A 12,376-nucleotide genomic window follows, 5' to 3' on the forward strand; every position below is an offset into this window, starting at 1 on the left:
CCTGGTGACGGAGCCGATCCACCACAGAGCGGAGGACGCAGAGAATGGCCGGCGCGATGCGCAAGATGGCGGTCTACCTCGGCCTCGTGGAGGACGATGGGTACGACGGCCGGGGGTTCGACCCCGACGACGAGTTCGAGCCCGAGCTTGATCCGGAGCCCGATCGGGGACGGCGGCAGCAGCACCACGTGCAGGCCGAAACGCGCCCGGAACGGGAGGAACCCGTCCGAGTGGTGACGCCTCCGGCGCAACGCGAACCTGCTCCTCTCGCCCCGGAAAGCGGACGACCCGCGCGAATCGCCCCAGTGGCATCCATCACACCCGACCGCCCAAATCTGGAGAAGAACGCACCGGTGATCATGCCCAAGGTTGTGTCCGAGCGGGAGCCCTACCGCATCACCACGCTGCACCCCCGGACCTACAACGAAGCCCGTACCATCGGGGAACACTTCCGTGAGGGCACTCCGGTGATCATGAATCTCACGGAGATGGACGACATCGATGCGAAGCGACTTGTCGACTTTGCGGCCGGTTTGGTGTTTGGTCTTCATGGAAGCATCGAGCGGGTGACGCAGAAGGTGTTCCTGTTGTCGCCTGCTAACGTCGATGTCACGGCGGAGGACAAAGCCCGTATCGCAGAGGGCGGGTTCTTCAACCAGAGCTGAGACGCAACACCGGGCACACCGAGGCCGCGAGGCCGCCGAGGATCAAGGGGAGAGGGACGCGCGAGATGGGTGTTTTTGGGCAGGTGATCTACATCGCGCTGTACTGCTTCTTGATCGTGCTGATCTTCCGGCTGGTGATGGACTATGTCTTCCAGTTCGCCCGTTCATGGCAACCCGGCAAGGCGATGGTGGTCGTTCTGGAGGCCACCTACACTGTGACCGATCCGCCACTCAAGCTTCTGCGGCGGGTCATTCCGCCGCTGCGTCTCGGGGGCGTGGCGCTCGACCTGTCCTTCTTCGTATTGATGATCATCGTGTACATCCTGATCACCGTCGTGAGGTCGGTGTTGTTGGTGTGAACGATACGGTCTTGCCGATTGCCGACGACTACGTTGAGGTGAAGTAGAGATGCCGTTGACCCCCGAGGACGTGCGGAACAAGCAGTTCACGACCGTCCGCCTCCGAGAAGGCTATGACGAGGACGAGGTCGATGCCTTCCTCGATGAGGTCGAAGCCGAACTGACCCGCCTGCTGCGTGAGAACGAGGACCTCCGCGCCAAGCTGGCCGCCGCCACCCGCGCCGCCGCCCAGAATCAGCAGCAGCAGGGCCTGCGCAAGGGACCCGACCAGCAGCAGGAGCAGCAGCAGCGTGGCGGGGCCCCCGTGCCCGCCGCCATATCCGGTCCGCAGCCGGTCCCGCCGCAACAGCAGCAGGGGATGGGTGGCCCGCCCCAACTGCCTGGTGGTGCACCGCAGCTGCCTCCCGGTCCTGGTGGCCACGGCCCGCAGGGTCCGCACGGTCCGGGTCCGATGGGCCCCGGGGGTCCGATGGGCGGCCCGATGGGCGGCCCCGGCGGCCCGCAGCAGCAGGGCGGTCCCGGCGGTGACAGCGCCGCGCGTGTGCTGTCGCTGGCACAGCAGACCGCCGACCAGGCGATCGCGGAGGCCCGCTCCGAGGCCAACAAGATCGTCGGCGAGGCGCGCAGCCGTGCCGAGGGCCTGGAGCGGGACGCCCGCGCCAAGGCCGACGCGCTGGAGCGGGACGCGCAGGAGAAGCACCGCGTGGCGATGGGCTCGCTGGAGTCGGCCCGCGCGACGCTGGAGCGCAAGGTCGAGGACCTGCGTGGCTTCGAGCGCGAGTACCGCACCCGCCTGAAGTCGTACCTGGAGAGCCAGCTGCGCCAGCTGGAGAACCAGGCCGATGACTCGCTGGCCCCACCGCGGACCCCGGCGACCGCTTCGCTGCCGCCGTCCCCGTCCATGGCGTCGGCCGGTGCGGGCACGATGGGCGGCAACCACACCATGGGTGGCAACCAGTCCATGGGCGGCAACCACTCGATGGCCGGCCCGTCCAGCGGTGGTCCGTCCTACGGCGGTCAGCAGCAGATGTCGCCGGCGATGACCCAGCCGATGGCTCCGGTGCGGCCGCAGAGCCCGCAGCCGATGGGCCAGGCGCCGTCACCGATGCGTGGCTTCCTCATCGACGAGGACGACAACTGATGCCCGCGTAGGGCACGTAGTCGGCAATCAGAGCCGGGCCCCGAGGGATCTTCCCTCGGGGCCCGTGCTCTTTCGCGTGCGTGACACCTCGGATTTGTGTGCGTGACACCTGGGGTTCGTGTGCGTGTCACCTCAAGCGGTGCCGCAGATACGGCTGGGACCTGCCCGGTGGGTCAGGGTCGGAAAGGCCGCGGCGTCTGGTGGCGGGGCACCTCCCCGTGCCCGTCCAGGGCTACGGGGGAGCATCGCAAGGCGCCGGAGCGTCCTGGATGGGGGGCACCTCCCGTGCCCTTACGGCATGGGGGAGGAGCTATGAGGGCGTTTCGGCAACGCCGCGAGGTGCCGTGCCCGGGGGCACCTCCTGGAGGTCCCCAGCGTTGGCTGAGGGGGTTGGTTGGGGGCGCGTCGCGGGGCCGGCCCCGACCCACCGGACAGGGCCGGGCCCCCGGCGTGCGGCGCCGGGGGTCCAGCCGCGTCGGTTATGCCTTGCGCAGGCGGAACGTCAGGCCCAGGGCCTCGTCCGAGAAGACCTCGCCGTAGCCGTCCCCGGTCGGCTCGCCGGCGGCGAAGTCCGTCGCCAGGACCTCGTCGGAGATCAGACCCGCGTGGTCGGTCAGTGCCGTACGCAGCTCCTCGTCGGCGGACTGCCAGCGCAGCGCGATCCGGTCGGCGACGTCCAGACCGCTGTTCTTGCGCGCCTCCTGGATCAGACGGATGGCGTCGCGGGCCAGGCCCGCCCGGCGCAGCTCCGGGGTGATCTCCAGGTCGAGGGCGACCGTCGCGCCGGAGTCGGAGGCCACCGACCAGCCCTCGCGCGGGGTTTCGGTGATGATGACCTCGTCGGGCGTGAGGGTGATCGTCTCGCCGTCGACCTCGACCGTGGCTTCGCCGTCGCGCAGGGCGAGCGAGAGGGCGGCGGCGTCGGCGGCGGCGACGGCCTTGGCGACCGCCTGGACGCCCTTGCCGAACCGCTTGCCCAGGGCACGGAAATTCGCCTTGGCGGTGGTGTCGACCAGCGAGCCGCCCACGTCGGAGAGCGACGCCAGCGAGCTGACGTTGAGCTCCTCGGCGATCTGCGTCCGGAGGTCCTCGGACAGGTCCGCGAAGCCGGCCGCCGCGACCAGAGCGCGGGACAGCGGCTGGCGGGTCTTCACACCGGACTCGGCACGAGTGGCCCGGCCCAGCTCGACCAGGCGGCGGACCAGCAGCATCTGCTCGGAGAGCGTCGGGTCGATCAGCGAGGCGTCCGCGACCGGCCAGCTGGAGAGGTGCACCGAATCCGGGGCGTCCGGGGTGACCGGGACGACCAGGTCCTGCCAGACCCGCTCGGTGATGAACGGGGTGAGCGGCGCCATGAGGCGGGTGACGGTCTCGATGGCCTCGTGGAGGGTGCGCAGCGCGGCCGCGTCACCCTGCCAGAAGCGGCGTCGGGAGCGGCGGACGTACCAGTTGGAGAGGTCGTCGACGAAGGTGGACAGGAGCTTTCCGGCGCGCTGGGTGTCGAAGGACTCCAGGGCTTCGGTGACGCCGTCCACCAGCGTGTTCAGCTCACCGAGCAGCCAGCGGTCCAGCAGCGGGCGGTCGGCCGGGGCCGGGTCGGCCGTGGAGGGCGCCCACCCGGACGTACGGGCGTAGAGCGCCTGGAAGGCGACGGTGTTCCAGTACGTGAGGAGGGTCTTGCGGACGACTTCCTGGATGGTGTTGTGGCCGACGCGGCGGGCCGCCCAGGGGGAGCCGCCGGCGGCCATGAACCAGCGGACCGCGTCGGCGCCGTGCTGGTCCATGAGCGGGATCGGCTGCAGGATGTTGCCCAGGTGCTTGGACATCTTCCGGCCGTCCTCGGCGAGGATGTGGCCCAGGCAGACCACGTTCTCGTACGCGGACTTGTCGAAGACGAGGGTGCCGACCGCCATCAGCGTGTAGAACCAGCCGCGCGTCTGGTCGATGGCCTCCGAGATGAACTGCGCCGGGTAGCGCTTTTCGAAGAGCTCCTTGTTGCGGTACGGGTAGCCCCACTGCGCGAACGGCATCGAGCCCGAGTCGTACCAGGCGTCGATCACCTCCGGGACGCGGGTCGCGGTTTCCCGGCACGTCGGGCAGGCGAAGGTGATCTCGTCGATGAACGGGCGGTGCGGGTCCAGCGTCGACTGATCGGTGCCGGTCAGCTCGGTCAGCTCGGCGAGCGAGCCGACGCAGGTGAGGTGGTTCTCCTCGCAGCGCCAGATGGGCAGCGGGGTGCCCCAGTAGCGGTTGCGGGAGAGCGCCCAGTCGATGTTGTTGTTGAGCCAGTCGCCGAACCGGCCGTGCTTGACCGACTCCGGGTACCAGTTGGTGTTGTCGTTCTCCCGCAGGAGGGCGTCCTTGACCGCGGTGGTGCGGATGTACCAGGACGGCTGGGCGTAGTAGAGCAGCGCGGTGTGGCAGCGCCAGCAGTGAGGGTAGCTGTGCTCGTAGGCGATGTGCTGGAACAGCAGCCCCCGGGAGGAGAGGTCCTGAACCAGGGCCTCGTCGGCCTTCTTGAAGAACTGGCCGCCGACCAGGGCCAGTTGTTCCTCGAAGGTGCCGTCCGCGCGGACCGGGTTGACCACCGGCAGGTCGTACGCCTTGCAGGTCCTGAGGTCGTCCTCACCGAAGGCGGGGGCCTGGTGGACGAGGCCGGTGCCGTCGTCGGTGGTGACGTACTCGGCGTTGACGACGATGTTGGCGCCCGCCAGCTCGACGAGGGAGAACGGGCGCTCGTAGGACCAGCGCTCCATCTCGCGGCCGGTGAAGGACCGGCCGGTGGCCGTCCAGCCCTCGCCCAGGGCCTTGTCCAGCAGCGGCTCGGCGACGACCAGCCGCTCCGTGCCGTCGGTGGCCACGACGTACGTGACGTCCGGGTGCGCGGCGACGGCGGTGTTGGAGACCAGGGTCCAGGGGGTGGTCGTCCAGATCAGGAGCGCCGCCTGGCCGGCCAGCGGGCCGGAGGTGAGGGGGAGGCGGACGTACACCGACGGGTCGACGACCGTCTCGTAGCCCTGCGCCAGCTCGTGGTCCGACAGGCCGGTGCCGCAGCGGGGGCACCAGGGGGCGACGCGGTGGTCCTGGACCAGCAGGCCCTTGTCGAAGATCTCCTTCAGCGACCACCAGACCGACTCGATGTACTGCGGGTCCATGGTGCGGTACGGGTCGTCGAGGTCGGTCCAGTAGCCCATGCGGGTGGTGAGCTCGGCGAAGGCGTCGGTGTGCCGGGTCACCGACTCGCGGCACTTGGCGTTGAACTCGGCGATGCCGTACGCCTCGATGTCCTTCTTGCCGTTGAAGCCCAGCTCCTTCTCCACGGCCAGCTCGACAGGGAGGCCGTGGCAGTCCCAGCCGGCCTTGCGGCCGACGTGGTAGCCCTGCATCGTCCGGAACCGGGGGAAGACGTCCTTGAAGACGCGCGCCTCGATGTGGTGGGCGCCGGGCATGCCGTTGGCGGTCGGGGGGCCCTCGTAGAAGACCCATTCGGGCCGTCCCTCGGACTGCTGGAGGGTACGGGCGAAGACCTTCTGCTCCTGCCAGAAGTCGAGCACGGCGTGCTCAAGGGCGGGAAGGTCGACCTGGGCGGGTACCGGGCGGTACTGGGGTTGCGGACTCATCGGGGGCTTCCTCCGGCGGACACCTGCTGCGTTCTCCGTCCGGAGGGACGAGAGCTCGCGCTCCCGCGGTACCACCCTCCTTGGCGGCGCAGCTGCACCGCCCCCTCATTGGGGTCGCGCTGCCGGTTCTACTCGCCCCGCGGATCTGCGGGGCTTTCTTCCGGCGACTCCGGGGTGATCTTCACATCGCGCACGCCCCCGGGCTCGCACCGTCCCCGGGTCGCTGCTGGCTGCGTACGACGCTACTCGTCCCATCAATGCCTTTCGCTGGGCCCAGTGTACGGGGCCGCGCCGACAGGGGCCGACCGGTTTTCCGGAAGGCGGCCCGGAGACGAGGGCGCGGGGCGCCGTCCGGCAGGCACTTGTATCCGCGCCCACCAAGCCGCACCGCCAGCGGCTCCTGCCCGGCCGGCCCGCCGCGGGGCGCGGTCCGGCGCATGTGCGTGACCCGAATGGCGACCCGTCGCGGGCCGGCGTGCGCGCCCGTCCCTGCCGGGGGCGCCCCGGCGGGTTACGGGGCGGGGGACGGGGCACAACCGAGACAGACCTGGCCTTCGGACGGGGTGGCCGGACGCGTCGGGCGGTGCGTCCCGTTGCCGCGTGCCGTGCGGCGATTTATCGTTCTCGTCACGATTCGCGAACAAGATCACATATGTGAAGGGGTCGCGGCCATGGTGGCGAAAGAGACCGCCGCGGAGCGGAGCACGACGCCTGCCGACGAGGCCGACGCGAAGCAGCCCGCACAGACGACAGCGCAGAAGAAGCCGGCCGCGAAGAAGACGGCCACGAAGAAAGCGGCCACCAAGAAGACCGCCACGAAGAAAGCGGCCACCAAGAAGACGGCCACGAAGAAAGCGGCCGCGAAGAAGCCGGCCGTGAAGAAGGCGGCGGCGAAGAAGACCGCCACGAAGACGACGGCCGCGAAGAAAGCGGCGAAGAAGGCTCCGGCCAAGAAAGCCACCGGCACGGTGGCCGCCTCGTCCGACGCCACGAAGACGGGAGCCAAGACGGTGGTGGCGAAGAAGACCACGGGTGCGGCCGGCACGCACGCCAAGGAGTCCGCGGTGCCCAAGGCCCGGGTGTCCGCGGCGCCGGACGAACTCGCCGTACGGCCGGGCGAGGAACCCTGGACACCGGGCGAGGTCGCCGCGGCGCGGGCCGAGCTGATGGCCGACGTGGAACGGCTGCGCGCCGAGATCGCCACGTCCGAGGACGCCATCGCCGGACTGATGCGGGACGGCGACGGCGCGGGCGACGACGAGGCCGACACCGGCTCCAAGAACATCACCCGCGAACACGAACTGGCGCTGGCCTCCAACGCCCGCGAGATGCTCCATCAGACCGAGCGGGCACTGGGCCGGCTGGACGCGGGCACGTACGGGCTGTGCGAGAACTGCGGTCGGCCGATCGGCAAGGCGCGGATGCAGGCGTTCCCGCGCGCGACGCTGTGCGTGGAGTGCAAGCAGCAGCAGGAGCGGCACTGACCCGGGAGAATCGTTAAGGCGGGCTACCCGGGTCCCGCCCCGGCCGCACGCATGTGCCGTACTCTCGTCCTCGGAGCCTGCCGTGGACCCCGGCCGGGTTCATGGGCAGGCCCCGGGCCAGGTACGGCTTGGCGGCGGACTCAACGGGCTGAGGGACTCACACGTGGCAGAGGCGGAACGCACTACCGGTACACCGGAATCCGAGCCGGGTTCCGGAGCGGATCCTGTGGCGGACACCGAGCCGGGCAAGGGGGCGGACCCCGTGCCGGACAGCGCGGAGGGACCGGTGGCCGATCCGGAGCGGAGCGCGGGCCGGGGCCCGCGGCGGATCGGGGCGCTGCTGCTCGTCGCCGCCTTCGTCTATCTGCTGGACCTGGGCAGCAAGCTCGTCGTGGTCGAGAAGCTGGAGCACCACGCGCCCATCGAGGTCATCGGGACGCTGCTGCAGCTCCATGTGATCCGCAACCGCGGCGCCGCGTTCGGCATGGGCGAGGCCCTGACGATCTTCCTCACGATCATCGCGGTGGCCGTGATCGTGGTGATCGCCCGTATCGCGCGCAAGCTCTACAGCGTGCCCTGGGCGATCGCGCTCGGACTGCTGCTCGGCGGCGCCTTCGGCAATCTCACCGACCGGATCTTCCGTACGCCGGGTGTCTTCAAGGGCGCGGTGGTCGACTTCATCGCCCCGGCGCACTTCGCGGTCTTCAACCTCGCGGACTCCGCGATCGTCTGCGGTGGCTTCCTGATCGTGATTCTGTCCTTCCGGGGGCTTGATCCGGACGGCACGCTGCACAAGGACTGAGCGGCACCCCGCAGCGGGGCCGGGCGGGGCAGGAGCCGTTGGTGGTGCCGTTCGGTGGGTGGGGTGAGGGGCTGGGCGGTGGCTCCCCGCGGCGGGGCCGGCCGGGGCAGGAGCTGTTGGTGGTGCCGTTCGGTGGGTGGGGTGCAGGTGCCTGCGGCCACCGGCCGTCCCGGTCCTTCGGGCCCGGTCCCGGGGCCCGGGAGCGGCCGCGGACAGGGCACCGTAACGGGACTGCCATACTCGTGGGGTGAGCACGCTTCCCGAGATCCGCACCCTGCCCGTACCGGACGGCCTGGAGGGCGAGCGCGTCGACGCCGCGCTGGCCCGCATGTTCGGCTTCTCCCGGACGAAGGCCGCCGACCTCGCGGCCACCGGGAGGGTCCGGGTCGACGGTGCCGAGGTGATGAAGTCCGAGCGGGTGCGCGGCGGCGCCTGGCTGGAAGTCGAGATGCCGCAGGCCGCGCCGCCCGTGCAGATCGTCGCGGAGCCCGTCGAGGGCATGGAGATCGTGCACGACGACGCCGACATCGTGGTGATCGCCAAGCCGGTCGGCGTCGCCGCGCACCCCAGCCCCGGCTGGACCGGCACCACCGTCATCGGCGGATTGGCCGCGGCCGGCTACCGCATCTCCACCTCCGGCGCCGCCGAGCGGCAGGGCATCGTGCACCGCCTCGACGTCGGCACCTCGGGCCTGATGGTGGTCGCCAAGTCGGAGCGCGCCTACACCCTGCTCAAGCAGCAGTTCCGGGACCGTACCGTCGACAAGCGCTACCACGCCCTCGTCCAGGGCCACCCGGATCCGCTGAGCGGCACCATCGACGCCCCCATCGGCCGGCATCCCCAGCACGACTACAAGTGGGCGGTCACCGCCGAGGGCAAGCCGTCGGTCACGCACTACGACCTGATCGAGGCGTTCCGGGCGGCCAGCCTGCTCGACATCAAGCTGGAGACCGGGCGAACCCACCAGATCCGGGTGCACATGGCCGCCCACCGCCACCCCTGTGTCGGCGATCTGACCTACGGTGCGGACCCCACCCTCGCCAAGCGGCTGGGCGTCGACCGGCAGTGGCTGCACGCGGTACGGCTGGGCTTCGAGCACCCGTCGGACGGCGGCTGGGTCGAGTTCGAGAGCGCCTATCCGGACGATCTGCAGCACGCGCTGGACACCGTGCGGGACGAGAGCGCGTGAGCGGTCGGGCGGGGATGAGGAGCGCGTGAGCGGTCGGGGCAAGGGGAGCCCGTAGGCCGACGGGGCTGCTGAGGCGGTCGAAGCCACCGGGGCGCCCGGTCACCGAGGGCCGGGGGGGACCGGGCACCGCGGTCTCTGAAGTCGTCGGAGCCGTCGGAATCGTCGAGTCCGCCGAGGTCGTCGCGTTGCCGAGCCCGCGGAGGGCATCGCGTCATCGCATCGTCGCGGACGGTGAACCGGCGGCCTGTCATGTCATCCGGCGTGCTTCGGCTGCTCGGTTTCGATCGTGGTCGTGGCACTCTTGGGCGGAAAGTGATCGAAAGCGACTCCGGAGCGTAGCCTCGTGGGCCAGCTGGCTCTGATGTTCGTCCTTCTCCTCGGAGCCGTCGTCATGGTCCCGGTCGGCGACCGGCTGGGGCTGCCGTCGCCGGTGCTGATGACCCTCGCCGGGGCCGTGCTGGCGCTGCTGCCGTTTGTGCCCGATGTCGAGATCCCGCCCGAGTTCATCCTCCCGGTGGTGCTGCCGCCGCTGCTCTACGCCGCCGTGCAGCGCACCTCCTGGCGGCAGTTCACCGCCAACCTCCGGCCGATCCTGCTGTTGGCCGTCGCGCTGGTCTTCGCCACCACGGCGGCCGTCGCCGCGGTCGCCCAGGCCGTGGTGCCCGGTCTGCCGCTGGCCGCCGCGGTGGTGCTCGGCGCGCTGGTCGCCCCGCCCGACCCGGTCGCCGCGACCGCCGTCGCCGGCAAGCTCGGGCTGCCCCGCCGGATGGTCTCGATCCTGGAGGGCGAGGGGCTGTTCAACGACGTCACCGCCATCGTGCTCTACCACGTCGCGCTCGCCGCGGCCGTCAGCGGCACCTTCTCGGTGCCCGCCGCGCTCGGCTCGCTGGTGCTCTCCGCGGTCGTCGCCCTGGCCGTCGGGCTGGTGCTCGGCTGGCTCACCAACAAGCTGATGGGGCTGCTCGGTGACCCGACGCTGCAGATCGGGCTGACGCTGCTGGTGCCGTTCGTCGCCTATGTGCTGGCCGAGGAGCTCCGGGGGTCCGGCGTGCTCGCGGTGCTGACCTGCGCGCTCTTCCTGGCCGAGTACGCGGTCGACGCCGACGACGTGATGGGCCGGCTCGCCGGATACACCTTCTGGGAAGTCGTCGACACCCTGGTCACCGGCGTCGCCTTCGGGCTGATCGGTCTGGAGCTGCACAACATCTTCGGGACCGCGTCCGGCCGTTGGGGCCAGCTGCTCGGCGCGGGCGCCGTCGTCGTCGGGGTGGTCGTCGGGGTCCGTCTGCTGTGGCTGCTGCCCGCATCCTGGCTGGCGAGGCGGATGCACAGACGCCGCGACTACGACGAGGACATCCCGATGAGCTGGCGCGAGACGCTCGTCATGTGGTGGTCGGGAATGCGCGGGGTGGCCTCGGTGGCGCTGGCGCTGGCCATTCCGTACACCGTCGACGGCGGGGCCGGCTTCCCCGCCCGCGACGAGATCCTCTTCATCGCTTTCGCGGTGGTGCTCACCACCCTCGTCGTCCAGGGCCTCACCCTGCCCTGGCTGGTGCGCCGGCTGAACGTACGGGCCGACACCGATGCCGAGGACGCGCTGGAGCGGGAGCTGGCCCTGCGGGTGATCAAGGCGTCCAAGCGGCGGCTGAGGGAGATCCTGGCGGTCGAGGAGCTGCCGGAGGAGGTCAGCGACCAGCTGGCGCGCCGTGCATACGACATCGGGGCCCGTATCGCGCCGGACATCGTCGACGACGAGCGGCGCGAGCTCGTCGAGAAGCGGTTCACGCGGCTGAAGAAGGTGCAGCGCATCCAGGGCGAGATGCTCTCCGCGGCCCGGCACGAGGTGCTCGCGGCCCGCAGCGAACCGGGCGCCGATCCGGAGGTGGTGGACCGGGTGCTGCGGCATCTGGACATACGGAGCCTGCGGGGGGCTCCTTAGGGAGCGGACCCCGCCTGGCTAGGGCTTGTCCAGCTCCGCCTCGGGCCGGTCCGTGTGGCCCGCGCTGTCCGGCCGGCCCGCCCGGAGTCCGTCCCGCTCCACGGGTGCCGTCGTCGTGCTGATCCGCGGCAGCGCGTACGGGTGCTCGGTACGGAGCCACTCGATCATCCGCTCGCGGACCTCGCATCGCACCGTCCAGATGGTGTCCGCGTCCCGGGCGGTGGCCAGCGCGCGCACGACGATCGTGGACGGTGTGGTGTCCGTGACCACCAGGCTCCAGGACCGGCCGTCCCAGTCCGGGGAGTCCTGCAGGATCTGGTGCAGCCGCTGCCGCATCTCCGCCACCGGCGCGGAGTGATCGAGGTGGAAGAACACCGTGCCGGTCATCTGCCCCCCGCCGCGTGACCAGTTCTCGAACGGCTTGCCGGTGAAGTACGACACCGGCATCATGATCCGGCGCTCGTCCCAGGTCCGTACGGTCAGGAAACTCAGCGTGATCTCCTCGACGGTGCCCCACTCGCCGTCCACCACCACCGTGTCGCCGAGCCGCACCATGTCGCCGAAGGCGATCTGCAGCCCCGCGAAGAGATTGCCGAGGGTGGACTGGGCGGCGATACCGGCGACGATGCCGAGCACACCGGCCGAGGCCAGCATGGACGTGCCGACCGCCCGCATCTCGGGGAACGTGAGCAGCATCGAGGCCGCCGCGACGACGATCACCACGGCCGTCACCACGCGCTGGATCAACGTCACCTGCGTCCGCACCCGCCGCACCCGCGCCGCGTCCCGCGCGCTCGCCGCATAGCGCGAGTACCACGACTCGACGAACGCCGCCGAGGCCCGAACGAGCAGCCAGGCGGTGGCCGCGATCAGGACCAGGGTCAGCGCCTGGCCGACGGCCGCGGAGTACTGCCGGACGAGCTCCAGCCCGCTCTCCTTGTACGCGGTGCGCAACAGGGCCGTACACAGCACCACTTGCAGCGGGAGCCGGCAGCGGCGCAGCAGATCCCACAGCGGCGTCTCCGGGTGCGCGGTGTCGATCCGGTGCAGCGTCCGGTCGGCGAGCCAGCCCAGGATGAGCGTGACCACGAGCGCGCCGCCGACCACGACGATCGGACGCAGCACGTCCTCCAGGGTCACAAGTGCCTCCTCGGTGCGGTGTGCTCGGGACGGATCG

The 12,376-nt window shown here is 70.7% G+C and carries 9 protein-coding genes; 7 read left to right on the forward strand and 2 right to left on the reverse strand.

Annotated elements, in window-relative coordinates:
* The first annotated feature begins 44 nt into the window (after nucleotides 1–44).
* The 3 genes from K9S39_RS32540 (at nucleotide 45) to K9S39_RS32550 (ending at nucleotide 2,165) form a co-directional block, all read left to right on the forward strand.
* Nucleotides 45–665 (forward strand): cell division protein SepF, encoded by a 621-nt coding sequence (locus K9S39_RS32540; RefSeq protein ID WP_248866909.1) that lies wholly within the window; start codon nucleotides 45–47, stop codon nucleotides 663–665.
* A gap of 65 nt (nucleotides 666–730) precedes the next feature.
* Nucleotides 731–1,024, forward strand: a complete 294-nt coding sequence (locus K9S39_RS32545; protein WP_248866910.1) for a YggT family protein — start codon at nucleotides 731–733, stop codon at nucleotides 1,022–1,024.
* Nucleotides 1,025–1,073: 49 nt separating this feature from the next.
* Complete coding sequence (locus tag K9S39_RS32550) at nucleotides 1,074–2,165, forward strand: DivIVA domain-containing protein (protein WP_248866911.1); 1,092 nt, start codon at nucleotides 1,074–1,076, stop codon at nucleotides 2,163–2,165.
* Between the two features lie 479 nt (nucleotides 2,166–2,644).
* Here K9S39_RS32550 and ileS read toward each other — a convergent pair whose 3' ends face one another.
* Nucleotides 2,645–5,785 (reverse strand): isoleucine--tRNA ligase, encoded by a 3,141-nt coding sequence (ileS, locus tag K9S39_RS32555; protein WP_248866912.1) that lies wholly within the window; start codon nucleotides 5,783–5,785, stop codon nucleotides 2,645–2,647.
* A 671-nt stretch (nucleotides 5,786–6,456) separates the two neighbouring features.
* Here ileS and K9S39_RS32560 point away from each other — a divergent pair.
* From K9S39_RS32560 to K9S39_RS32575, 4 genes are all read left to right on the forward strand, one after another.
* Nucleotides 6,457–7,269, forward strand: a complete 813-nt coding sequence (locus K9S39_RS32560) for a TraR/DksA family transcriptional regulator (RefSeq protein WP_248866913.1) — start codon at nucleotides 6,457–6,459, stop codon at nucleotides 7,267–7,269.
* A gap of 163 nt (nucleotides 7,270–7,432) precedes the next feature.
* Complete coding sequence (gene lspA / locus K9S39_RS32565; protein ID WP_248866914.1) at nucleotides 7,433–8,071, forward strand: signal peptidase II; 639 nt, start codon at nucleotides 7,433–7,435, stop codon at nucleotides 8,069–8,071.
* Between the two features lie 247 nt (nucleotides 8,072–8,318).
* Nucleotides 8,319–9,260 carry an RluA family pseudouridine synthase gene (locus K9S39_RS32570; protein WP_248866915.1) on the forward strand — a complete coding sequence of 314 codons (942 nt, stop codon included), beginning with the start codon at nucleotides 8,319–8,321 and terminating at the stop codon, nucleotides 9,258–9,260.
* Between the two features lie 343 nt (nucleotides 9,261–9,603).
* Nucleotides 9,604–11,199 carry a Na+/H+ antiporter gene (locus K9S39_RS32575; protein WP_248866916.1) on the forward strand — a complete coding sequence of 532 codons (1,596 nt, stop codon included), beginning with the start codon at nucleotides 9,604–9,606 and terminating at the stop codon, nucleotides 11,197–11,199.
* Nucleotides 11,200–11,217: 18 nt separating this feature from the next.
* Here K9S39_RS32575 and K9S39_RS32580 read toward each other — a convergent pair whose 3' ends face one another.
* Nucleotides 11,218–12,333, reverse strand: coding sequence for a mechanosensitive ion channel family protein (locus K9S39_RS32580; RefSeq protein ID WP_248869061.1), 1,116 nt, complete (start codon nucleotides 12,331–12,333; stop codon nucleotides 11,218–11,220).
* Between the last annotated feature and the right edge of the window lie 43 nt (nucleotides 12,334–12,376).

Source organism: Streptomyces halobius (assembly GCF_023277745.1).
GTDB lineage: Bacteria > Actinomycetota > Actinomycetes > Streptomycetales > Streptomycetaceae > Streptomyces > Streptomyces halobius.

Bases quoted from the DNA above. Each gene is read 5' to 3' on its own strand.
- K9S39_RS32540 (WP_248866909.1), top strand. From the start codon at position 45: ATGGCCGGCGCGATGCGCAAGATGGCGGTCTACCTCGGCCTCGTGGAG.
- K9S39_RS32545 (WP_248866910.1), top strand. From the start codon at position 731: ATGGGTGTTTTTGGGCAGGTGATCTACATCGCGCTGTACTGCTTCTTG.
- K9S39_RS32550 (WP_248866911.1), top strand. From the start codon at position 1,074: ATGCCGTTGACCCCCGAGGACGTGCGGAACAAGCAGTTCACGACCGTC.
- ileS (WP_248866912.1), bottom strand. From the start codon at position 5,785: ATGAGTCCGCAACCCCAGTACCGCCCGGTACCCGCCCAGGTCGACCTT.
- K9S39_RS32560 (WP_248866913.1), top strand. From the start codon at position 6,457: ATGGTGGCGAAAGAGACCGCCGCGGAGCGGAGCACGACGCCTGCCGAC.